The 23,493-nt window shown below is 36.2% G+C and carries 19 protein-coding genes and 1 tRNA gene; 3 read left to right on the top strand and 17 right to left on the bottom strand.

The annotated features are described in order from the left end of the window. Nucleotides 1–29: 29 nt before the first annotated feature. Complete coding sequence (serS, locus tag AAGD72_RS01640) at nt 30–1,307, bottom strand: serine--tRNA ligase (RefSeq protein ID WP_264705649.1); 1,278 nt, start codon at nt 1,305–1,307, stop codon at nt 30–32. Between the two features lie 143 nt (nt 1,308–1,450). Between serS and AAGD72_RS01635 the strand changes: the two genes are divergently transcribed. Both AAGD72_RS01635 and dusB read left to right on the top strand, forming a co-directional pair. Beyond that, nucleotides 1,451–2,527 (top strand): C48 family peptidase, encoded by a 1,077-nt coding sequence (locus AAGD72_RS01635; RefSeq protein ID WP_264705518.1) that lies wholly within the window; start codon nt 1,451–1,453, stop codon nt 2,525–2,527. Nucleotides 2,528–2,552: 25 nt separating this feature from the next. Continuing rightward, nucleotides 2,553–3,515, top strand: coding sequence for a tRNA dihydrouridine synthase DusB (gene dusB, locus AAGD72_RS01630; RefSeq protein WP_264339239.1), 963 nt, complete (start codon nt 2,553–2,555; stop codon nt 3,513–3,515). A 6-nt stretch (nt 3,516–3,521) separates the two neighbouring features. Here the strand turns inward: dusB and AAGD72_RS01625 are convergent, their stop codons facing one another. The 12 genes from AAGD72_RS01625 to rpsL form a co-directional block, all read right to left on the bottom strand. Then, a complete protein-coding gene (locus AAGD72_RS01625) occupies nt 3,522–12,035 on the bottom strand; it encodes a DNA-directed RNA polymerase subunit beta/beta' (protein ID WP_341814945.1) in 8,514 nt (2,837 codons plus the stop codon). Between the two features lie 58 nt (nt 12,036–12,093). Next, complete coding sequence (gene rplL / locus AAGD72_RS01620; protein ID WP_007551887.1) at nt 12,094–12,495, bottom strand: 50S ribosomal protein L7/L12; 402 nt, start codon at nt 12,493–12,495, stop codon at nt 12,094–12,096. Between the two features lie 26 nt (nt 12,496–12,521). Continuing rightward, the gene (gene rplJ, locus AAGD72_RS01615; protein ID WP_006279539.1) at nt 12,522–13,040 is read right to left on the bottom strand and encodes a 50S ribosomal protein L10; all 519 of its coding nucleotides are present in this window, start codon (nt 13,038–13,040) and stop codon (nt 12,522–12,524) included. Between the two features lie 12 nt (nt 13,041–13,052). Beyond that, complete coding sequence (rplA, locus tag AAGD72_RS01610) at nt 13,053–13,706, bottom strand: 50S ribosomal protein L1 (protein ID WP_077188473.1); 654 nt, start codon at nt 13,704–13,706, stop codon at nt 13,053–13,055. Nucleotides 13,707–13,710: 4 nt separating this feature from the next. Further along, nucleotides 13,711–14,151: a 50S ribosomal protein L11 gene (locus AAGD72_RS01605; RefSeq protein ID WP_006279541.1), complete on the bottom strand. Its 441-nt coding sequence runs from the start codon at nt 14,149–14,151 to the stop codon at nt 13,711–13,713. Nucleotides 14,152–14,153: 2 nt separating this feature from the next. Beyond that, the gene (nusG, locus tag AAGD72_RS01600) at nt 14,154–14,990 is read right to left on the bottom strand and encodes a transcription termination/antitermination protein NusG (RefSeq protein ID WP_341814944.1); all 837 of its coding nucleotides are present in this window, start codon (nt 14,988–14,990) and stop codon (nt 14,154–14,156) included. Continuing rightward, complete coding sequence (gene secE, locus AAGD72_RS01595) at nt 14,980–15,189, bottom strand: preprotein translocase subunit SecE (protein ID WP_006279543.1); 210 nt, start codon at nt 15,187–15,189, stop codon at nt 14,980–14,982. The genes nusG and secE overlap by 11 nt, the downstream gene beginning before the upstream one ends. 10 nt (nt 15,190–15,199) lie before the next feature. After that, nucleotides 15,200–15,272 (bottom strand) — tRNA-Trp (locus AAGD72_RS01590). 13 nt (nt 15,273–15,285) lie between these two features. Beyond that, nucleotides 15,286–16,458, bottom strand: a complete 1,173-nt coding sequence (gene tuf / locus AAGD72_RS01585; RefSeq protein ID WP_010962309.1) for an elongation factor Tu — start codon at nt 16,456–16,458, stop codon at nt 15,286–15,288. An 11-nt stretch (nt 16,459–16,469) separates the two neighbouring features. Continuing rightward, on the bottom strand, nt 16,470–18,545 hold the full coding sequence (gene fusA / locus AAGD72_RS01580; protein ID WP_010962308.1) for an elongation factor G: 2,076 nt from the start codon (nt 18,543–18,545) through the stop codon (nt 16,470–16,472). Between the two features lie 21 nt (nt 18,546–18,566). Then, complete coding sequence (gene rpsG, locus AAGD72_RS01575; protein ID WP_007549313.1) at nt 18,567–19,046, bottom strand: 30S ribosomal protein S7; 480 nt, start codon at nt 19,044–19,046, stop codon at nt 18,567–18,569. Between the two features lie 5 nt (nt 19,047–19,051). After that, nucleotides 19,052–19,426, bottom strand: coding sequence for a 30S ribosomal protein S12 (gene rpsL / locus AAGD72_RS01570; RefSeq protein ID WP_007549314.1), 375 nt, complete (start codon nt 19,424–19,426; stop codon nt 19,052–19,054). A gap of 1,113 nt (nt 19,427–20,539) precedes the next feature. Here rpsL and prmC point away from each other — a divergent pair. Then, nucleotides 20,540–21,379, top strand: a complete 840-nt coding sequence (gene prmC / locus AAGD72_RS01565; protein WP_341814943.1) for a peptide chain release factor N(5)-glutamine methyltransferase — start codon at nt 20,540–20,542, stop codon at nt 21,377–21,379. A gap of 162 nt (nt 21,380–21,541) precedes the next feature. Here prmC and AAGD72_RS01560 read toward each other — a convergent pair whose 3' ends face one another. From AAGD72_RS01560 to AAGD72_RS01545, 4 genes are all read right to left on the bottom strand, one after another. Beyond that, the gene (locus AAGD72_RS01560) at nt 21,542–21,949 is read right to left on the bottom strand and encodes a transposase (protein ID WP_341814942.1); all 408 of its coding nucleotides are present in this window, start codon (nt 21,947–21,949) and stop codon (nt 21,542–21,544) included. Nucleotides 21,950–21,968: 19 nt separating this feature from the next. Continuing rightward, a complete protein-coding gene (locus tag AAGD72_RS01555) occupies nt 21,969–22,169 on the bottom strand; it encodes a hypothetical protein (RefSeq protein ID WP_010082383.1) in 201 nt (66 codons plus the stop codon). Next, entirely contained in the window at nt 22,153–22,482 is a 330-nt protein-coding gene (locus tag AAGD72_RS01550; protein ID WP_007548762.1) for a transposase, read from the bottom strand. Before AAGD72_RS01550 ends, AAGD72_RS01555 begins: the two co-directional genes overlap by 17 nt. 164 nt (nt 22,483–22,646) lie before the next feature. After that, nucleotides 22,647–23,483: a P44/Msp2 family outer membrane protein gene (locus AAGD72_RS01545; RefSeq protein ID WP_264719128.1), complete on the bottom strand. Its 837-nt coding sequence runs from the start codon at nt 23,481–23,483 to the stop codon at nt 22,647–22,649. Between the last annotated feature and the right edge of the window lie 10 nt (nt 23,484–23,493).

The following is a 23,493-nucleotide window of genomic DNA, read 5'->3' as shown; positions in this document are numbered from 1 at the left end:
TTTCCTCGCTTTTCTATATGTCAAAATTATTATTTGCTTATAACAGTATCATTACTCATGTATTTTTGCAACACGTTTGGTATTGCAATCGACCCGTCAGAATTTTGATAATTCTCCATTATGGCAATAATCGTTCTTCCTATAGCTAAAGCTGAGCCGTTTAAAGTGTGAATATATTTTTTCATCTTTTTATCAGTTTCTGAAGAGTATTTAGCGTTCATCCTTCTTGCTTGAAATGCACCACAATTTGAGCAGCTTGATATTTCTCTATATTTATTTTGCCCAGGTAACCATACCTCTATGTCATAAGTCCTTTGTGCAGCAAAACCCATATCGCCACTGCAAAGCAGCATTACTCTGTATGGCAATTCTAATTTTTTTAATATCTCTTCAGCAACACTCGTCATACGCTCAAGCTCATCATTTGATTGGTCTTCAGTTGTGATGCTTACCAACTCCACTTTACCAAATTGGTGTTGCCTTATCATGCCCCTGGTATCGCGACCTGCACTACCTGCTTCTTTACGAAAGCACTCCGAATATGCAGTAAAGCGAATAGGCAGTTCTTTTTCTTCCATTATTTTGTCAGCAACTAAATTTGTTAAAAACACTTCACTTGTGGGAATCAACCTCAATTCGTCGGTAGTTAAATACGAATCGTCAGAAAATTTCGGTAGCTGACCAACATTATACATAGCCTCGTTTTTCACCAAAGTCGGGTGGTACACCTCAGTATAGCCAAATTCATTAACATGCATTTCAAGCATAAAATTTATTAGCGCTCGTCCAAGCTTAGCTAACTGTCCTTTTAATATCGTAAATCTTGATCCGGAAATTCTCGCCGCTTGTTCGAAGTCTATTAAACCTAATTTTTCTCCGAGTTCATAATGAGATTCTGGTACAAAATCAAACTGTCTTTTTCCTCCATATCTTCTCACCTCTAAATTAGAGTTCTCATCTGCGCCTATTGGCACATCTTGCGCAGGAATATTCGGCAAGTTAGATAAAACATTCACTAACTTATCCTTTTCTGCTTGTTCTTTTAAGCTGATTGCCTCTATCTCATTTGTGATGCTTTTTGACAACTCTATTTGCTCTTCACAGGGGCTCTTGCTCATTTTAAGCTTTTTTATTTCCTCTGTGATTTCATTGCGCTGCCTATTCAAATCCTGCAGTTTAGTGGTTAATGATCTTTTCTCGTGATCGATTTCTAATATCTCTTCCGCAGTAGATTCTCTAATTCCCCTGCTTTTCATTGCCTTTTCAAATCCTTCAGGGTTTTTGCGTATATATTCTATATCGTGCATATATTGTGCTATTACTAACATTGTTACTGTACTCCAAAAGCTCTTAATATTCAATATATTCTCATACTACTAAAATTATTATGGTTGATTTTTTTGTTAGAATTTGTTAAAATTTAATTAACTTAGCGTTCATAGGGTGTAGTATGTTGGGTATTACAAAAAATAATCAGAAAGAGAGCACTGACTTTGCTGGTGAGGAATTCGTTATCTACGCTACTTGTGTATGCCTAGCAGCCACATTCGCTGCTGGCTGTTTAGGGGCGGTAATAGGATCCCCTCTATTGACCTTTCCACTTGCTATGCTAATTTCTCATCCTGTGATTTGGATTATAATGGGAGTAGTTCTTACAACAGCATACAAATTAGCGAAGAACTATATTAATGGAAAAAGAGCAAGTCAAGGTGAGCAAAAAACTCAAGATGGAGATAGTGGTATTGTACCAGGAAGTGAACCCAATTCAAGGAACAGTAGTCGTAGAAGCTCTTTGGATAGTGGTTTGGGTGGTAAAGAGTTTCACGAAGATTTGGACACTCTTGTGCATCAGACAAACAGAAAAAACTATAGTTACTGGTTAGATGATAATGACATTACACATATTGCAAGAGTTGTATATGGGTACTCACAAAGTGAATATAGTAATAATAATGTCTATTTTCTTGCCCCTAGCTATTCTAATGGTTGGGACGAACTCACAAAAGAATTTCTTCAGAATTATAGAGGTGAATTCAAACAAAATTCTAAATTGATATTTACTTCGGTTCTTCATATTAACAATAATCATTGGGTAACTTTGGTTATTAAACCTGATGCAGGTGATAAAAAATTTAGAGCTTATTACTGTGACTCATTTGGTAATCAATTGCCAGATAATGTGCTAAATATTGTTAAAAGAGAACTGCAAAAAGAGGAATGGGTATTAGACATAAGAATTTCCCCAACTAAGCAGCAAAGTGACGGGTATAACTGTGGAATATTTGCGTTAGAAAATGCTCATAAAATTACACAAATGCTTAACGAAGACAAATCATTTGACGAAATTGACAAAAAGTTATCAGAATATAAATTTGATTTGAATGAGAAAAGAGAAGAATTTACAAGAGCGCTTATGGAAGATGAGAAATGTAAGGAAGATCTAAGAAATCGTAAGCGTCCGCCAAGGACGAAAACATCTCAGTCTTCTATTTCAAGGGAGAATGCAAGTTTGTGTTGCATTATGTAATCAATGAAAAATTACCATTGACCTTATGCCCCTCCAAATAGGAAATTTGACAATTGATTCTCCAGTTATTTTAGCTCCAATGTCTGGAGTGACTGATTATCCGTTTAGAAGTATTGTGAAGAAACTTGGTGCAAGTTTGTTAGTTTCAGAGATGATTGCAAGCAGAGCTATGATTATGCAAACTCGCCAGAGTTTGCAAAAAGCAAAAGTCGATGCATTAACTGCTGTTCAGCTTGCTGGATGCGAACCGAATGTTATGGCAGAAGCTGCAAAATTGAATGAGGATATGGGAGCTAAAATTATAGATATAAATTTTGGTTGCCCTGTTAAGAAAGTTGTAAACGGTTATGCAGGATCAGCGCTAATGCGTGATGAGAAAAAAGCCGCTGAGATAATTGAAGCTGTGGTCAAAGCAGTGAATATGCCAGTTACGGTGAAAATGCGCACTGGATGGAACGATGAAAATCGCAATGCCCCGAGACTTGCGAAAATTGCCGAAGACTTAGGAGCAAAAATGATCACTGTGCATGGAAGAACAAGAGCGCAGCTTTATAATGGTCAAGCAGATTGGAAATTCGTTAGAAATGTTAAAGAGCAAGTGAAAATTCCAGTTATAGTAAATGGCGATATTAAAAATTTAAATGATATTCAGAATGCTCTCAAAGAATCTGGAGCAGACGGAGTGATGATAGGTCGTGGTGCCTACGGTAAACCTTGGCTGATTAATCAAGCAATGAACTTTCTCAGTGGAAGTGAAACTTCTGAGCCAACAGCTTCAGAGAGATTAAGCATCATACTCGAGCATTACGACAATATTCTTGAGTACTATGGAAATGACACAGGAATAAAGATGGCCCGCAAACACATAGGTTGGTACAGTAGCGGGCTTCAAGGCTCATCTGAATTTCGTGTGAGAGTAAATAACATGACAGATAGCACAGAAGTGAAAGAAAATATTATTGGCTTTTTTGGTCAAGAGACACACTAGCTGTACTCAATTCGACTGATCGTATGCCACTACGCTCTCTTCCTCACCAGAGTGTAAATGACAACCATTATCCATCAACCATTCCTCGTCATAAGTTTCAATATCAAAATATTTTTCATATTTATCCACATTATCACAAAGTGAAAGTGCTCTGATCTTATTCATAATCAAACCTGTACCAGCAGGAATTAATCTTCCTACTATAACATTTTCTTTTAATCCACTTAAAGGATCACTCTTCCCGCAGAATGCTGCTTCTGTAAGTACTTTTGTTGTCTCTTGGAAAGAGGCAGCAGAAATAAAGGAGCTAGTTTCAAGACTTGCCCTAGTAATCCCCTGCAGAATAGGAAGATAATGAGTAGGCCGTTTGCCAGAGTTACTCATAGCATCATTTTCCCTATCAACTTCCAGCTTGTCAATGCTTTCGCCAACCAAGTACATAGTATCACCAGGATCAGTAATTTCCACTTTTTGTAGCATTTGTTTTAAGATCACCTCTAAATGCTTATTGTCTATACGAACACCCTGCAATCTATAAACTTGCTGTATTTCAGAAATCATATAGTGCGCTAAAGCTTCTAACCCAAGCACACGTAAAATATCATGGAGATCAGGGTCACCATCCATCAATAGATCACCTTTACGTACAAAATCACCTTCATTGACTATTACATGCTTACTTCTTGATACCAAATATTCAACTGGAGAAATTTGTTCATCTACAGGTTTAATTAATATACTGCGTTTTCCTCTACGGTCTTTTTCAGAAAACGCTACATAGCCATCTATCTCACTAACAATAGCATGCTCTTTAGGACGACGTGCTTCAAATAACTCTATAACCCTCGGTAAACCACCAGTAATATCACGAGTTTTAACTGACTCTCTTGGTGTTCTTGTAATAACATCACCTGCATGAACCTTCTGGCCATCTTGTACATTGAGCACTGCACCGATTGGTATAAAATAACATGCTTCAACGCCACTTGCGAGTGTCATTACTTTACCATTATCGTCAAGCAGCACAATACGAGGACGTAAATTATCTCCACCAGAATGCAATTTCCAGTCTTTTACTACTTTGCTTGATATTCCTGTAGATTCATCCATCACTTCAGTGATCGAAATTCCATCTTTTAAGTCCTGATAAGACACTGTACCAGTCTTCTCCGTGATAATAGGCAATGTATAAGGATCCCATTCCGCAACTTTATCGCCAATTTTTACTGACCCACTCTCATCTACATAAAGCTTAGCGCCGTAAGGTACACTGTGCTTCAACTTCTCACTACCAAGGCTATCAATCAACACGACTTCACAGGAACGGCTTATCACAATTTTATTTCCGTTTCTATCTATAATTATATTACTATTGTTTAACTTTATTTTAGCATTAATAGAAGCTATAATATTCGAGGATTCAACGCCTCTAGTCATTACTCCACCTATATGAAAAGTACGCATCGTTAACTGAGTACCTGGCTCTCCAACAGATTGAGCAGCTATAACACCAACTGCTTCACCTATTGAAACAATTTTACCAGTTGCAAGGTCTCTTCCATAACATAAAGAACATACACCAGGACTTATTTCACAAGTTAAAGGCGATCTAATTTTTACAACATCAAGACCTGCAATGCTGATTTGCTTTACTTTATCCTCATCAATTAATTCCCCTGCTTTTACTAATAATTCTTTTGTCACTGGGTTATATATATCATTTGCAGCTGTTCTACCCAGCACAACACTCTCTAGAGATGCAACTATAGTACTTCCTTCAACTGTAGCTCTCACAACAAGACCATTTTTTGTTTTACAGTCATGCTTTGTAACTATGCAATTTTGAGATACATCAACTAAACGACGAGTTAAGTATCCAGAGTTTGCAGTTTTAAGTGCAGTGTCAGCTAAACCTTTACGCGCACCGTGAGTAGAATTAAAGTATTCAAATACGTTCAATCCTTCACGGAAATTAGAAATTATAGGTGTTTCTATAATCTCACCAGAAGGTTTGGTCATGAGCCCTCGCATTCCTGCTAGCTGTTTCATCTGTGAAGTAGAACCCCTTGCACCAGAGTTAACCATCATATACACTGAGTTGTACTTACTATTTCCATCATATATAGATATTGCTTTTAACATATCATTAGCTATCATATCCGTACACTTAGACCATTCATCTATAACCTTGTTATACCTCTCACTTCTAGTTATTAGCCCATCTTGATATTGCGTAGAGAATTTCTTAATTTCACCCCTCGCGTGATCAACATGTGTAGCTTTAGTTTCAGGTATAACCATATCACAACGACCAAAAGAGACACCAGAAAATGTGGCATACTCAAAGCCAAGTACCATTAATTTATCAGAAAATGCCACTGTAGCACTTTGACCACAGTTACGATATACCAAATCAACTATACCAGTTATTTCCTTGACTGTTAATATCTGATTTATTAGATCGAAGCCTAGATTCTCATGCTTAGGAAAAATTTGCCATAATATTAAACGGCCAGGAGTTGTACAAACAGTTTTATAGTGAGTTTCACCGCTGCTATTAATATACTCCATCCTATACTTTATACTAGAATGAATATGTAAAGTACCATCACTCAAGGAATGCTCAACTTCACAAAAAGCACCAAAAGATGGTAAATTATCTTCCTTAGGTTCTTGTAAAGTCAGATAATATATACCAAGTACTATATCTTTACTAGGAACTATAATCGGTCTGCCATTAGAAGGACTTAAAACGTTATTAGTGGACATCATCAACACCCTAGCTTCAAGCTGAGCTTCCAATGAAATTGGCACATGCACTGCCATTTGATCACCATCAAAATCAGCATTAAACGCCGTACAGACAAGCGGATGAAGCTGTATTGCTTTGCCTTCAATAAGGATTGGCTCAAAAGCCTGAATACCAAGTCTATGTAGCGTAGGCGCTCTATTCAACAAAACAGGATGCTCTTTTATTACCTCTTCAAGCATATCCCAAACTTCTGGTTTTTCTGCTCTTATCAACTTACTAGCAAACTTAATAGTTGGAGCCATACCATACATCTTAAGCTTTGAGTAAACAAAAGGTTTGAATAGTTCAAGAGCCATTCTTTTTGGTAATCCACACTGATTTAGTTTCAAAGTTGGACCAACAACTATTACAGAACGTCCAGAGTAGTCTACCCTTTTTCCTAAGAGGTTCTGGCGAAAACGACCCTGTTTTCCTTTTAACATATCACTAATGGACTTTTTATATCCAACAGCACCAGCTTTATTTACCAAAGTATTACGACGACTATTATCAAAAAGAGAATCAACTGCTTCTTGTAACATCCTTTTTTCATTACGAATCATAATCTCAGGAGGATTTAAGCTCAACAATTTCCTCAACCTGTTATTTCTATTAATAATAGTCCTATAATGATGATTCAGATCAGAAACTGCAGGACGACCACTCTCAAGCGATACCAAAGGACGCAAATCAGGTGGTAAAATAGGTATAGTTGTAAGTATCATCCACTCAGGCCTATTTCCAGATTTAATGAAGTTTTCAACAATACGCAATCTCTTTATAATTTTCTTTCTTCTTATCTCAGAAGCAACAGATTCTAATTCTAGTCTTAAATCCTTCCTAATTTCATGTAAATCAAGGCGCGTTAGCAACTCTCTTATAGCTTCAACACCTTGCATAGCTACAAAACTATCGATCCCATAGCTATCTTTAGCTTCATTATAAGCTTTTTCACTAATAATCTCACTTTTTTCAAAAGGCGAAACAAGAGGATCTATTACGATATAATTATCGCTATATAAAATATTCTCAATATCTCTGAGAGACATATCCAATAATGCTCCAATTCTTGAAGGAAGCGATTTCAAAAACCATATATGAGCAACAGGAGATGCAAGCTCTATATGACCCATCCTTTCTCTTCTTACTTTAGAAGATGTAACTTCTACTCCGCATTTTTCGCATATGCGACCTCTGTGTCTTCTTTTTTTGTATTTTCCACATAAACATTCATCGTCATTGACAGGGCCAAAAACCTTAGGGCAAAATAATCCACCTTTCTCAACTTTGAACGTACGATAATTTGCAGTTGAAACATCTTCTATCTCACCACAAGATATACGCTTAATACTTTCAGGGCTAGCAATCGATATGCTAACCTCATTAAAAGGTTGTGCAATGTTAGTGTGAGATATATCTTCAATCACTACATCATTTTGCTTTAAATCTACATTTAAACATAAAGAACGTAGTTCTTTTATCATCACATTAAAGGATTCAGGAATTCCACATTCAAAATTACTGTCACCTTTTATTATCGATTCATAAATCTTAACTCTACCATTAATATCATCAGACTTCACAGTTAACATTTCCTGCAAAGTATAAGCAGCACCATAGGCTTGTAATGCCCAACATTCCATTTCACCAAAACGCTGACCACCAAAATGAGATTTTCCTCCAAGAGGTTGTTGAGTAACCAAACTATAAGGCCCTACTGAACGCGCATGAATTTTACCATCAACCAAGTGGTGCAACTTAAGCATGTACATGTAACCAACTGTAACCTTGCGGTCGAATTTTTCACCACTGCAACCGTCATATAATACAGCTTGTCCAGAGTTATCTAAACCAGCAAGTTCAAATAATTTTGCTATTTGTTCATCTTTTGGACCCTCAAATACAGGTGCAGCAACAGGAACGCCATCACGTAATTTGCGTGCAAATTCAATGAGATTATTATCACTAATATTACGAATATCATTACAGATAGATACGTTACTGCCATAGCTATAAACCTCAATCAGGAAGTTACGTAAATTGCTGTATGAACTTTTACAAGAGTTCAAATAGTTCTCTACTAACTCATTCAACTCGTCATTTAGTGCATTCTTATTAGGTGTATTTAAAACAGAAGCCGTTATTTCATCATCATCAATATTTTCAATTTTTTTATTATCAAGGTATGCTACTGCAAATTGTGTAAAATTATCATCGTTAAGGGACCTAATTCCCTTGCAAAAAGCACTTTTGATCTTATTGATCTCATCGAGAATATTACTTACCTTTTCCCCTAATTTTCTACAAGCCCAACCTACATGCGTTTCCAGTATTTGCCCTACATTCATTCGTGAAGGAACACCAAGAGGGTTAAGAATAATATCAACAGGAGTACCATCTTCCAAATAAGGCATATCTTCCACTGGCACAACTCGAGAAATCACACCTTTATTTCCATGTCTACCAGCCATTTTATCCCCTGGTTGCAGACTATGTTTCACAGCAATGAAAACTTTTACTGACATCGACACACCTTGAGGCAGGTCATAACCTTCATGTAATTTTTCTACTTTTCGCTTAAACTGTGCTATTGCATGTGATACTTTTTCATCAAAATCTTTTTTTAAGCTCTTAACTTGCTCAGAAATGGATTGGTTTTTTAATCCTATACCCCACCATTGCTCACGTTCAATAGAGTCAAATTTTTCTCGATCTTGAGAACCAGAATTAATAAGAAGTTTCTTCAGTTCATCATAGAAATATTCACTAGTAACATTGATTATATAATCTCGCTCTTCCTCAAAGTCATTTATCTCTTTTTGTTTGATGAGTAATGCCCTTTCATTTTCTTCAACCCCCCTGCGTGTAAAGACTTGTACATCAATTACTGTCCCTTCAACATCTGGAGATGTATATAAAGAGGAATCCGCACAATCGAATGACTTTTCACCAAAAATTGTCATTAATAACTTCGTTTCAGGAGGCAATGAAAGAGAAGGTTTAGGTGTAACTTTACCTACCAGAATATAGCCTGGACCAACTCTTGTACCAATTTTCACTATACCACTATCATCCAAGTGATATAGATTTTCTTCATTAACACCAGGTATAGCACGAGTTATTTTTTCTGATCCTAAAGGGGTATCATGTACAACACAGTCAAATTCTTCTATATGAATAGAAGTAAAGAGATCTTTTTTAACAACTTCACTAGAAATAATAATAGAGTCTTCAAAATTATAACCTTGCCAAGACATAAAAGCGACTAGCAAATTTTTACCAAGCGCCAACTCACCACTGTTAATTGCGGGACCATCAGCTATTACATCACCCTTTTTAACATAATCACCTACGCACACTAGCGGTCTTTGATTAATACAAGTATTATGGTTAGAACGCTGAAATTTCCTTAGATGATAAATATCTACGTCCAAGTAGTTAACCCTTTCTTTATCAAAAGCACGTATAACTATAGAGTTACTATCAGAACTATCAACTATGCCATCGCGTTTTGCTAAAACTACAGCACCAGAGCCAGAAGCTACAAAAGACTCCATACCAGTAGCAACCAGAGGAGCGGTAGGCTTCAATAAAGGTACGGCCTGACGTTGCATATTTGAGCCCATTAATGCTCTATTAGCATCATCATTTTCTAAAAATGGAATCAAGGAAGCTGCAACTGATATTACCTGCTTAGGAGATACGTCAATGTAACTAACTTGGTCGCTACTTACCATGACGAAGCTACCAGCATATCTACAGTATAGCATGTCATCAACAAAGCAATTATTTTCATCAAGCTTTACGCTAGTGTCAGCTATATGATGTGAGCCTTCGTCTATAGCAGAAAGATACTCAATTTGATCAGTAACAACCCTATTGACTACTTTTCTATAAGGGCTTTCAATGAAACCATATTTATTAATACGCGCGTATATAGCTAAGCTGTTGATTAACCCTATATTTTGCCCTTCAGGAGTCTCAATAGGGCAAATTCTTCCATAATGAGTTGGATGAACATCACGCACCTCAAATCCTGCCCGTTCTCTTGTTAAACCGCCAGGACCTAACGCGGATAACCTTCTTTTATGTGTTATTTCAGATAACGGATTAGTCTGATCCATAAATTGAGATAATTGAGAAGAATTGAAGAAATCTCTTAAGACATTAGTTAACACTTTTGGATTAATAAAATCAGATGGAGAAACTTTATCTAAACTAGAAGTGGACATAGAATCAACTATTGCGCGTTCCAATTTCAACAGCCCAGTTCTAAATTGATTTTCTATAAACTCTCCAACTGATCTTACTCTTCTGTTTCCTAAATGATCAATATCATCTACAGATCCTTGACCGTCACGTAACAATACTATTTTTTTCACAATTTCAATAATATCTTCATGCGTTAAAACAGTTAAATCCTCATCATAATTTAATCCAAGGTAAGAGTTAAGCTTCAACCTACCAATGTTAGACAAATCATAATATTCCGGACTGAAGAAAAGATTACGGAAAAACTCTTCTACTATCTCTAAAACAGGAACTTCACCAGGACGCAAAACTCTATATATTTCATATAGTGCATCCTGATAAGACATGTTTTCATCTAAGAAAAGCGTATTTAATATATAAGGTCCAACAAACAAATTATCTATGTTCAACACTGATATTTCATCTACAGATAATAACTCAAGCTTCTTTATGTCTTCCAGCTTTATAGATTCACCAGCAGATAAAATTTTCGTAGAGCTAGCACTATCCATTAAATCTTCTGCGAGGAATAAACCACATATAGAATTAAAAGGAACCAGATACTCTTTCAATTCATTATCATATAGCTTTTTAGCTAGTCTTGAGGTAATACGAACGTTAGCTTTAAGCAGCACATTACCTTCAATATCCATTAAGTCGAAAGGCAGCCTCACTCCTTTAAATTTATCAGGAACAAAAGGCACTTTCCAACCATCTTTATGTTTTACATACTTTATTTTCTCATAAAATCTATCGAGTATATCATTATTTGATAGACCCAACGCCTTTAATAAAACTGAAATTGGCAATTTTCTTTTTCTATCAACACGAAAATACAAATGGTCTTTAACATCAAATTCAATATCAAGCCAAGAACCCCTATAAGGAATAATTCTAGCAGAATAGATCAATTTACCAGAATTGTAAGTTTTTCCCTTATCGCTATCAAAAAATACACCAGGAGACCTATGCATTTGTGAGACGATAACTTTTTCCACACCATTAATGATGAAAGTGCCCTTATCAGTCATCATAGGCAACCCACAAAAGTGGACTTTCTGCTCTTCTATAGATTTTACAACGGTTGCAAGTTTAGAATGATCTCCACTCTCTTTAATCGATTTATATTCATCAAGAGAAATACCATCCTGCATAACAACAAGACGTATAGAAGCAATAACCTGAGCAGAAAAAGTTACACCACGCTTTATACACTCAGATTCATCATACTTAGGATCATCTACCCTACAACTTATAAACTCAATAGTAGCCCTACGCAAAGGATCATTTATTGGAAAGATTGTATGAAAGATAACTTCAAGTCTTTCATTACCCTTATTCTTAGGAGTAAAAGAATCATATGATTCTTTTTGAACCTTAACCAAATCCAATAAAGAATCTTTTAAATCAATCGACCTAGAATAAGAAACTCTAGGAACAAAAGCACCAGAAGCGTACATATAAGAAGAATCAACCATTAAAATACCCCAAACTAATTAAAAGAGCTATATCAATATAAAATTAATACATTAAATATTATTCAAGCTCCACTTTAGTTGCTCCTGCTTCAATAAGTTTTTGCTTGATTTTTTCTGCTTCGTCTTTAGGAACATTAGCAGTCAAATCTTTAGGTAAAGATTCAACCAACTCTTTTGCTTCTTTTAAACCCAATGTAGAATTAACCTCTCTCACAGCTTTAATAACTCCTATTTTTTTACTCGCATCAATTTCTTTAATCACAACTTTATACTCAGCTTTTTCTTGAGCAGCAGGAGCAGCAGCATTATCACCAATAGGCGCCCCAGCACCAACAGCTCCACCAAGAAAAGAACCAGCAGGCAACCCTATTTTCTCTTCTAAAACTTTTACAAGTTCAGAAGCCTCTAATAGGTTTAAAGATAATATTTTATCAACCAAATCACTTGTTACATTACTCATAATTACCACCTTACTTAACAACAAATTTATTTTTTAGAACTATAATAATCCAAAACTCTCATAAGCCTCATAGAAGATGAATTAATAGACAACGCTAACCGAGCAGGAATATCATAAGATATTAAACGCATAATTTTAACACGCAATTCATCCAGAGAAGGCAACTTAGCCAGTTTATTAACATCTTCCACTGTTAACAATTCATTTAAATGAGCTGCGCAAATCACAGACATTTTTTCTTTGTTAGCATTAGTAAAATCAACTATTAATTTTGCAGCTTCTACTATGCCACTAGAGTATATAATAGCAACAGGACCGGAAAATTTGCCTGATAAATAAGAGAATTTACCAGTCCTTTCCAAAGCCAAGCGCGCTAGAGTGTTTTTAACTACTAATACCCCACCTGCTATAGACTTCAGACTATTCCTCAGAGTTAATGAATCATTAGCATTTATAGATTTAAAATTTACTAATATCAAGAAATCATTATTTACAAATACGTTTATTGTGCTCTGTATAAATTCATCCTTATCTTTACGCTTCACGGTATCACTCCCTTAAATTATATCTTCCACTTTGCCTATCTTATAAGCTTTACCCATAGTTGAATTTAAAAAAACACCCTTAAAGTAAATTCCTTTCGCAGAAATAGGTTTATTATCTTTAATTACTTTAAGAAAGGCTTTTAAATTTTCTAGCAAGTCATCAATATCAAATTTAATATTTCCTAATTTACCATGAATAACACCATTTTTATCTGTTCTAAATTTTACCTGACCAGACTTAATGGTTTTAATAGCTTCTGCAATGTTAGAAGTCACAGTACCAAATTTAGGGTTAGGCATCAGCCCTTTAGCACCCAATACTTTTGCAATAGGAGTGATTTTTGCCATAAAATCAGGAGTAGTAATGCACCAATCAACATCTAACTTTCTACCTTTTTTTATTTCTTCAACTAAATCCTCTCCTCCTGCAATATCAGCACCAGCTTTTTCAGCTTCTAATAAATGTTTATCTTGAGCGAAAACAGCTACTTTAATATTCTTCCCGATACCTTTAGGCAAAACTACTGTACCACGCACCTGCTCTTCAGATTTACGTGAATCTACGCCTAAATTGACCGCAATATCAACTGATTCATTAAATTTTGCTGAAGCAGACTCAACAATCTTCCTCAAACACTGCTTAGGATTATCATTATATGTATTCATTTACCTAACCTTCCACAACTTCTATACCCATAGATTTTGCAGTGCCTACAACCATTTTCACTGCTGAATCTTCATTATCCACTTTCATATCAACCATCTTGCACTTTGCTACTTTAATTATAGCAGACATAGGTAATTTAGCCACTAATTCTTTACCAGGATTACCAGAACTTTTACTTAATTTAGCCTCCTGCTTAAGTAAATAAGCCACAGGCGGACCGCTGACAGTAAAATCATGAGAGCGATCATCCTTTATGGAAATTCGCACTGTTACTAAATCGCCTACTTTATAATTAGCGTTAGCAGCACTAGTAACTTTATTAAAAGCTTCACAAAACTTAGGAACAGGTATACCACGTGGACCAAGTACTGAAGCAATTTTCGGTCCTGGAACTGCTTTCCCAGCTTCCATAAGTAAGTTAATCTTAGCAACTATAACACTCATAATTAATCCTCTATTTTCTCTACTTGAGCCAGATCAAGCTCTATTATTGTCGGCTTACCTAAAATCGATACTTCCACATTAATAATTTTTTTCTCATCGTTTACCATATTTACCTTACCAGTAAAATTTTGAAAAAGACCATCATTAATTTTCACTTTTTCACCTTTTTCATAACCATAACCTAACTTCTTTGTCTCTTGAGCATTATAAAGTGCATTACACATTGAGTGAATCTCATCATCCAAAATCACCTTTGGAATATTACCGTTTTTCAAAAATCCATAAACCTTAAGAGATTTTGGTATATTATTGATAAAATTCAATACTTCATCGCATAAATTCACGTATAAAAAGACATAACCAGGAAAGCATTTCCTTCGTGTAGCAATTTTCTTAGATTTCAACTCTACTTCACTTAGCTCTTCATATGGAATAAAAACTTCCTTAAAGTAATCATTAACACCCAATCTCATAGAATTTTCCAATATATGTTGGCGCACTTTCTCTTCACAATTGGAAGCAACTCTCAAGATATACCATTTATATCTATTAAATTCTTTACACTTTAAACTTATCTCATCATCTGAAATCATCTCAAAATCACCAGATTCGCCACTGCAGAATCCAGGCGTTTGATTCAAAATATTTTTGCTTTCATCACACAGATGCATATATGCATACACTTCACATAATTCTTTTATATCAGACTTTGAATTACATACCGTTTGATAAGGAATAAACACTTCCTTAAAATAAACAGCATTACTTACCAATTCGCGTATGTTTTGCTCATATCCATAATCAACTTTAATGATATACCATTTATATTCACATTCCATAAATAATTCCAAATAAAGCCTTAATTACGTAAAGAGACATAAAATCCACAAAACAGAAGAAAATCGAAAAGCATAATATAACAATCATTACAACAAATAGAGATGACAACACCTCCTGTTTCTTTACCCAAGCAATTCTTCGTATTTCTTGCTTTATATCACAGAAAAAACCACACAAACTTTTTAACATTTCCACCACAACATTAATGCAGGAGCGATAGGAATTGAACCTACAACCTCTGGTTTTGGAGACCAGCGCTCTACCAATTGAGCTACACTCCTATAACTCAAACTCTCACTCCAAAATTTCAGAAACAACACCAGAACCAACAGTTCTACCGCCTTCTCTTATCGCAAAACGCAATCCCTTATCCATTGCTATCGGTACTTGCAATTCTACTTCTACACTCACATTATCTCCTGGCATTACCATCTCCTTCCCATCTAGCAATTTTATGCTCCCAGTTACATCCGTTGTCCTTAAATAAAACTGTGGCTGGTAATTCGCAAAAAATGGTGTATGCCTTCCTCCTTCCTCTTTCTTTAATATATAAACCTCCGCCTTAAACTTTCTATGCGGTGTTATCGTCCCCGGTTTCGCTAATACTTGCCCTCTCTCCACTTCTTCTCTTTTTGTTCCTCTTAACAATATTCCTACATTGAGTCCTGCACTTCCCTTATCCAGCAACTTCTTAAACATCTCAACACCTGTGCATATCGTCTTTTGCGTCGCTTTCAGACCTATTATCTCTATCTCTTCTCCCGTCTTTATCTCTCCCTTCTCTATTCTTCCTGTTACCACTGTTCCTCGCCCCGATATCGAAAATACATCTTCGATTGGCAATAAAAATGGTAAATCCACAGGCCTTGGTGGAACCGCTACATATTCATCTAACTTTTCCATCAATTTGTCTATTGATTTCTTTCCATATTCGCTGCTGTCATCCTCCAGCGCCTTGAGCGCTGAACCAACCACCACAGGCACTTCATCCCCTGGAAATCCGTATTTACTCAGTAATTCCCTCACTTCCATTTCTACTAAATCTATCATATCAGCATCAGCAACATCAGCTTTATTTATATACACCACGATATATCCAACACCTACCTGCTTCGCCAGCAATATATGCTCTCTCGTTTGTGGCATTGGCCCATCAACCCCCGACACTACCAATATCGCCGCATCCATCTGTGCTGCACCTACTATCATGTTCTTTACATAGTCAGCGTGTCCAGGACAATCAACGTGTGCATAATGCCTTTTTTCCGTCTGATACTCAACATGCGCTGTTGCTATCGTTATCCCCCTCTTCCTTTCTTCTGGCGCTTTATCTATCTGATCGTACGCTACAAAATTTCCATAATGCTTCGTTATCGCCGCTGTTAACGTCGTCTTCCCATGATCCACATGTCCTATTGTTCCCACATTTACATGCGGCTTTCCAAATGCTTCCACTACTGCTGTCATAATTATTACCCTTAATTATACTCTAACTTTAACTCATCAACCACATATTGTGGCACTTGCTCATAACAAGAAAAATGCATACTATACTGCGCCCTTCCCTGAGACATAGAACGCAAAACGTTGATATAACCAAACATATTTGCAAGAGGTACCGAAGCAGTAATTATTTTACTATTATTACCTAAATCGAGCATATCAGCAACATTTCCTCTTCTACTATTTATATCACCCATAACATCACCCATATATTCTTCAGGAGTAATGATTTCAACTTTCATTATAGGCTCCAGCATTTTTGGACCAGCTTTATTTGCCATCTCTTTAAAAGCACCTTTAGCAGCAAGTTCAAAAGCTAAAGGACTAGAATCAACCTCATGAAAAGCACCATCAAGAAGGGTAGCCTTAAAATCAATCAACGGAAATCCCGAAATTATACCACCTTCTTTTATCAACTCCAAGCCATTTTCTACCCCAGGAATATACTCTTTTGGAATAGCACCACCTACAATTTTACTTTCAAATTGAAACCCAGAACCAGGCTCAAGAGGTTCAAATTTTATTTTAACCTTAGCAAACTGACCAGCTCCACCAGATTGTTTTTTATGAGTGTAATCAATTTCAACAGATTTAGTGATAGTTTCACGATATGCAACCTGAGGAGCACCGACGTTAGCCTCAACGTTAAATTCGCGCTTCATTCTATCAACAATAATCTCAAGATGGAGCTCACCCATGCCTTTCAATATAGTCTGGCCACTTTCCGCATTTACTGACATTCTTAAAGAAGGATCTTCTGCAACCAACCTATTTAGAGCAATACCTAATTTTTCCTGATCTGAAGTGGTTTTAGGTTCCACAGCAATTTCAATAACAGGCTCAGGAAATTCCATACGCTCCAATAATATAGGAAAATCAACAGAACATAAAGTATCTCCGGTGGTTGTTTTCTTTAGCCCAACTAAAGCAACTATATCTCCAGCCCTAGCCTCAGTTATATCTTCTCGGTTATTTGCATGCATAAGTAACATTCTGCCAATCCCTTCAGTTTCGTTTTTTAACGCATTTGAAACGGTAGATTTAGACTTTAATTTACCAGAATAAATACGGATAAACGTCAAGCTGCCTACAAATTTATCCGTCATCACTTTAAATGCAAGAGCAACAAATTTCTCTTTTTCTGAAGGTTTGACCTCAATTTTCTTTTCTGAATCTTTAGGATCAATTCCAACAATTACATCAACATCAATAGGAGAAGGTAAAAAGTCAACCACACCATCTAAAAGTGGTTGTACGCCTTTATTTTTAAAAGCTGATCCACATAACACAGGAACAAATTTTCCTTTAATGGTCCCATTTCTCACGCATTTTTTCAGTAAATCTACTGGCAGATCATTAGACTCAAAGTAAGTATTCATCGCTTCATCATCCATCTCAGCTGCAGCATCTAATAAAAGATTTCGATATTCTTGAGCCTTATCAAGCAAATCAGAAGGAATATCTTCATAAGAAAATTTAGCGCCCAACGTTTCTTCTTGCCATATAATGGCTTTCATAGAAATAAGGTCAATTATACCTTTGAAATCTTTCTCACTCCCTATTGGTAAATGAATAACTAAAGGTGCTGCACCAAGCTTCGTCTTTATCATATCAACACATCGATAAAAATTTGCCCCTATTCTATCCATCTTATTAACAAAGCAGATACGAGGAACGCTATATTTATCAGCTTGACGCCACACTGTCTCAGATTGAGGTTCAACTCCAGCAACTCCATCAAATACAGCAACTGCACCATCCAAAACCCTTAAAGATCTCTCAACTTCAATAGTGAAATCAACGTGACCAGGAGTGTCTATTATATTGACCCTATGATCATTCCAAAAACATGTTGTTGCAGCAGATGTGATTGTAATACCACGCTCTTTTTCCTGCTCCATCCAATCCATAGAAGCTGCACCATCGTGCACTTCACCAATTCTATTTTGCTTACCAGTATAAAATAAAATACGCTCTGTTGTGGTAGTCTTACCAGCATCTATGTGAGCCATTATCCCTATATTTCTGTATTTAGATATTCCAATTTCCATATCACAATTAATTAGCTAACATTAAAAACGAAGATGAGAAAATGCCTTATTAGCTTCAGCCATTTTATATTTTTCTTCGCACATCTTAAACGCACCACCGCGTTTATTATAAGCATCCAGTATTTCAGATTGCAAACAATCAACAGTGGTTTTTCCACTCTTTTTTCGAGCAGCAGAAGTTGCTTTAGCAATCCACCTTAACGCTAAAGAAACCGCTCTATCTTGTCGAACTTCAACAGGTACTTGATAAGTTGCACCACCAATGCGTCGAGAACGCACTTCTATAGAAGGAGTAACATTTCCTACTGCTGTCTCAAAAATTGATAACCCACCTTCGCCTATTTTCTTTTCAGCTAAAGACAAAGCGTCATAGATAATCTTTTCTGCAGTAGATTTTTTACCACATTTCATGATTGTATTAATGAAACGCATCAGCAAAACACTGCCGTAACGCGAATCAGGACTTATTTCTCTTTTTTTTGCTTTATTCCGACGAGCCATAAACTTTAACCAGATTTCTTTACACCATATTTTGAACGAGCTTTCTTTCGATTTTGCACACCACGCAGATCAAGGGCACCTCTTATTATGTGATAACGCACACCTGGCAAATCTTTAACCCGCCCACCACGTATCAAAACAACAGAGTGTTCTTGTAAATTATGACCTTCACCAGGTATATAAGCCGTCACTTCACCATACCCACTAATTTTTACTCTGGCTACTTTACGGAGTGCTGAGTTAGGCTTTCTAGGAGTTGTAGTATACACCTTAGTGCAAACACCTCTCCTTTGAGGGTTGCTTTTTCCCAAAGCTGGTACCTTTTTCTTATGGGTCAATCCTAATCTACCCTTACGTATTAATTGATTTATCGTAGGCATATGTTATAAACTCAAGCTCATTAAAATAACTAAGTTTTTAGTTATAAAATAATAAACCTCAATAGTCAATATAAAAATAAACATTACTACTCTAATAATTAAGCTCAATTGCCTTGAAAGCCATCAGTAGACTTCTTGCACTACCTCCCAAGCCACAACTGTCATTCAGTAGAAACGAAAAAACTTACTTGACACCCTTCGCCAGCCCCATTATCATGGTACTGAAGGTATTCATTTATCTTCAATCTGTGCAGATTAAATGACAACAGTATTACGTAATTGGCGTCTTATTTTTAATTTTTTGCACTATGCACACTTTACTTCTTCACAACATTTCTGGGTTTTTACCTATATAAGCTGAAACGCGCTTATAAAGCGTTTAAGACAGTATAGTACGCCAATTTGCAGGATTAGAGAGTGACAACTAGCTAATACGGGATATCTTTTGCCTTTTTTTCTGCTTAGTAAATTTCTTAAACATTTAAACTAAGGTGAGTTGCATTTAAAAGCAGCTAAATTGCAGTGTTTAAGACTTAAAAAACGCCAATACTGAAAATAGACAATGACTAGGGCTTCTTTTGCCTTTTTTTTGCTTGGTAAATTTCTTAATATTTATGGCAACATGAACTGGGCAGGAAGGTGTCATTCCAGTGCTTGACACTGGAATCCAGTTTTCCATATAATCTCATCGAAAATGTTGTAACCACTTTCTGTGCTAGTTTGCTTGCTTACAAGCAAACTTTTCTGGATCCCAGTGTCTGGGCACTGGGATGACAGGGGAGGAAGGCTACTTGGATGACACCATTCTTTTTCCTGGATCCAAGTAGTCAGGGCACTGGGATGACAGGAGAAGGTACTAGGATGACACCCTGACCTCGTCGTCCCGCTACGTGTTAGCGGAATCTAGAGATACCGTGACGGTATGACGTAAAGCTCGCATTAGCTATACTTTTATGCTCACCAACTTAGCTGGATCCAAGTAGTCAAGCTACTTGGATCTGCAAATTGCAATGTTCGTACAGCTGCGTGCTTGACACTGGGATTTAGTGCAGCTACCCTAAACTGGAAGCTCATCTTGCTATTTTTGGCTGAAAGAAACATATTTTTAGAATAATGAAAACAATCAGCACTTTAATTCAAGAAGGATCGGAGTTATTATCGTCACATAAAGTTGAATCACCACATTTAGATTGTGAAATCATCATGCAGCACGTACTTGGAGTGGAAAGATCATTTATAATTGTGAACCATGCTGATCAAGTGCCGATGGAGAAAGAACTTTTATTTTGGAAATTAACAAAAAAAAGAGCGGAAAGATATCCAATATCGCAAATAATAGGTAATCGTGAATTCTGGAGTAAAAATTTTATAGTTAACCAGCATGTTTTAGATCCAAGGCCAGATAGTGAAACAATAATCCTAGCAGTGTTAAAATATTACCCAAACAAAAAACAGAAACTAAAAATTGCAGATTTTGGTACAGGCACAGGTTGTTTATTGATATCCGTACTTAGTGAGTATGAATATGCTGTTGGCGTCGGTTTTGAAAAAAGCTTGGAAGCATATAAAGTTGCCTATCAGAACACAAAAAAACATGATCTTCTCAGCAGAGCCAAAATATTTCCAAGTTCGTGGACAGAGTGCAGAGGTTCATTCGATCTTATAATCAGTAATCCTCCATATATTAAAAGAAGCAAATTGAAAGACTTGCAAGCTGAAGTGCAAAAGGAACCAAGAATTGCCCTTGATGGTGGTATTGATGGTTTGAGCTGGTATTTGAGTATTTTTCCAATATTGAGAAAGTGCCTTAAAAAAAATGGGTTTGCGATATTGGAGGTAGGTGAAGATCAAAATGATATTGACAAAATAATACCCTTGTATGAACTAGCTTTTCAGGAATATGTATATGACTTAGCGGGAATGAAGAGATGCATTGTTGTGAAAAGAACATAGCTAATGTTTTCTTGTATTATCTCCTTCATCCCATATTATCCTATATCATACCAGTACCCTCTACCTCATCATCCCAGTACCCTCTACCTCGTCATCCCAGTGCGTGACACTGGGATGGCTTTGTTGCATCGCTCTTCGGATAGTAGGTAACGCACAATAAATTTATGAAGCTATCTCAAATTTAGCCATACCAATATCAGTGAACTTATTGAGCAAATAGCATTTAACAAGTAGTTCCTTCTCACGATTAATCTCAGATTTGCTCCTAAAACTAAACCCAAATATTCGCTTCAACCTTGAGAAAAATCCTTCAATATACGATCTTTTTCCGTAATTTACTTCTTCTTTCCATCTTTTTATACCATTCTCACCATGTAATTTCATTAACTGAATAGCGGCATTTCTATCAAGCATATAATCCAATTTTGGATGCTCTGCTGCGTTGTTTTTCGGAGGAATTTTCGTTTTTATACCATATTGATTACACAGCTTATAGAGCTTTTCTCTATCATATGCCCTATCTGCATATAGTACTTTTATGACATACTGAAAATCGACTTCTTTTAGCAAATCACAAGCTCCATAGTGATCAGCCGTTACTGTATTTTACAGCTATGGCTTTTTTGCTGTTTGTATTCAACATTACATGCAATTTTCTTGTCTGTTCATAGCTGCGATACTTTCTATCTTCGCTATTTTCTTTGCTATGACCAGGAGTGTTGTTGTATATACTAATTCCTGTACTGTCTATAGCAATTTCGATATCTTCCATATTATTTTCTGCAATCATTGATCTTAATATTGAGTTTCTTAAACCTTCTTGATGATTGTGAATAGCTGATAACTTGCAAATTTTTCCCAATTTGCTCAAGGTATCCTGCTATAAACCCAACTGTTTGCCTCAGGCCTATTCTAAATAAACAAGTTATTATGTGCACCAAAATTACAACTTTATCGCTATAAATATTGTTGCCACCTGGTATTTTTGGACCATTCTCGTACCACTTTTCTATGGCTTCGTTGATATAATGAAAAATATTTCCTCTTTTTTCCAGAAATTTGTTATATTCGCTATGGTTACTGACCCTCATTTTTTGTGGCATATTTTTTCTTCAACAGTTAAATCGCTATTTTATAATGAATTTTGTCAGTAGCCACCAGATTTTTTCAGTTGCTATGCAACAAAGCCCACTGGGATCTATATTTACTATGGTCAAGCCATAGGATGACAGGAACGGTTTTATGCATTTTTTAAAGGGCAACATGTTTAAGCTTTACTAGCAAAGTGGAAAGTAAGGCCAGCCTCTATGCCGTGTGTGTGAAATAGTTGATTACCTATATTTATTTCCTCAGTTACTTTGTTACCTGAGCTAGGATCAAGCTTCTTTTTTCCAGCATTATGGCCGTCTACCACTTGTCCTAACCTTTTTGCTGTAAGCTTAATATCGCTACCAATAGCACCAAAACCTCTATATCCGATATGCATATTTACATCTTCGTTTATGCGATAGTCAAAGCCAGCTTTTAATTGACCTGCGGGTCTTATTGACGGTTTTTCAAACATCGTCATTCTTGTTGCACCGATCCCAATACCAACGTAAGGAGAAAAAGAGAAACGGTCACTTTTCCAATGATGATAAACATTTGCCATTACAGATATGTTCTCAATTTGGTCATGACTAACTGCAGCACTATAGAGATAAATTTCTTTATTAGGAGTCTCCTTTAGGTATGAAACAGTTATTTGGCTACTTGTTAAACCAATATTATCCACTTTTACAGAAGAATACATTCCTTCCAATTCAGCCCTATAGCTGTTGTTACCCAATTCTCCTGTGTAACCAAATGCCACATTTGCAGCAAAAGGTGGATTATAATCTCCTTTATACTCACTTAGTGACTGACCTTCTGTGTTCTGAGCACCCCTGTCATTTATAGACAAATTTTTGATACCTGTAGTGCTTGTTTTTAGTACGCTTGTGTTATTTAAATATTGACCGTAATACCCACTACCAAAGTAAAACCCTTCTGTTTCACTTGCAAAAGATTGTTGTGACAACAATAAAGCAAATGCTGTAACCGCTAATGTTTTTTTACTAATCATTACTACTCCC

The organism is Wolbachia endosymbiont (group A) of Chalcis sispes (assembly GCF_964026765.1).
Classification (GTDB): Bacteria; Pseudomonadota; Alphaproteobacteria; order Rickettsiales; family Anaplasmataceae; genus Wolbachia; species Wolbachia pipientis.
Note: the sequence above shows the minus strand (reverse complement) of the source record. Positions and strands in the feature narration are given on the sequence as shown.

Bases quoted from the DNA above. Each gene is read 5' to 3' on its own strand.
- serS (WP_264705649.1), bottom strand. From the start codon at position 1,307: ATGCACGATATAGAATATATACGCAAAAACCCTGAAGGATTTGAAAAG.
- AAGD72_RS01635 (WP_264705518.1), top strand. From the start codon at position 1,451: ATGTTGGGTATTACAAAAAATAATCAGAAAGAGAGCACTGACTTTGCT.
- dusB (WP_264339239.1), top strand. From the start codon at position 2,553: ATGCCCCTCCAAATAGGAAATTTGACAATTGATTCTCCAGTTATTTTA.
- AAGD72_RS01625 (WP_341814945.1), bottom strand. From the start codon at position 12,035: ATGGTTGATTCTTCTTATATGTACGCTTCTGGTGCTTTTGTTCCTAGA.
- rplL (WP_007551887.1), bottom strand. From the start codon at position 12,495: ATGAGTAATGTAACAAGTGATTTGGTTGATAAAATATTATCTTTAAAC.
- rplA (WP_077188473.1), bottom strand. From the start codon at position 13,706: ATGAATACATATAATGATAATCCTAAGCAGTGTTTGAGGAAGATTGTT.
- AAGD72_RS01605 (WP_006279541.1), bottom strand. From the start codon at position 14,151: ATGAGTGTTATAGTTGCTAAGATTAACTTACTTATGGAAGCTGGGAAA.
- nusG (WP_341814944.1), bottom strand. From the start codon at position 14,990: ATGGAATGTGAATATAAATGGTATATCATTAAAGTTGATTATGGATAT.
- tuf (WP_010962309.1), bottom strand. From the start codon at position 16,458: ATGACAGCAGTAGTGGAAGCATTTGGAAAGCCGCATGTAAATGTGGGA.
- fusA (WP_010962308.1), bottom strand. From the start codon at position 18,545: ATGGAAATTGGAATATCTAAATACAGAAATATAGGGATAATGGCTCAC.
- rpsG (WP_007549313.1), bottom strand. From the start codon at position 19,046: ATGGCTCGTCGGAATAAAGCAAAAAAAAGAGAAATAAGTCCTGATTCG.
- rpsL (WP_007549314.1), bottom strand. From the start codon at position 19,426: ATGCCTACGATAAATCAATTAATACGTAAGGGTAGATTAGGATTGACC.
- prmC (WP_341814943.1), top strand. From the start codon at position 20,540: ATGAAAACAATCAGCACTTTAATTCAAGAAGGATCGGAGTTATTATCG.
- AAGD72_RS01555 (WP_010082383.1), bottom strand. From the start codon at position 22,169: ATGATTGCAGAAAATAATATGGAAGATATCGAAATTGCTATAGACAGT.
- AAGD72_RS01550 (WP_007548762.1), bottom strand. From the start codon at position 22,482: ATGCCACAAAAAATGAGGGTCAGTAACCATAGCGAATATAACAAATTT.
- AAGD72_RS01545 (WP_264719128.1), bottom strand. From the start codon at position 23,483: ATGATTAGTAAAAAAACATTAGCGGTTACAGCATTTGCTTTATTGTTG.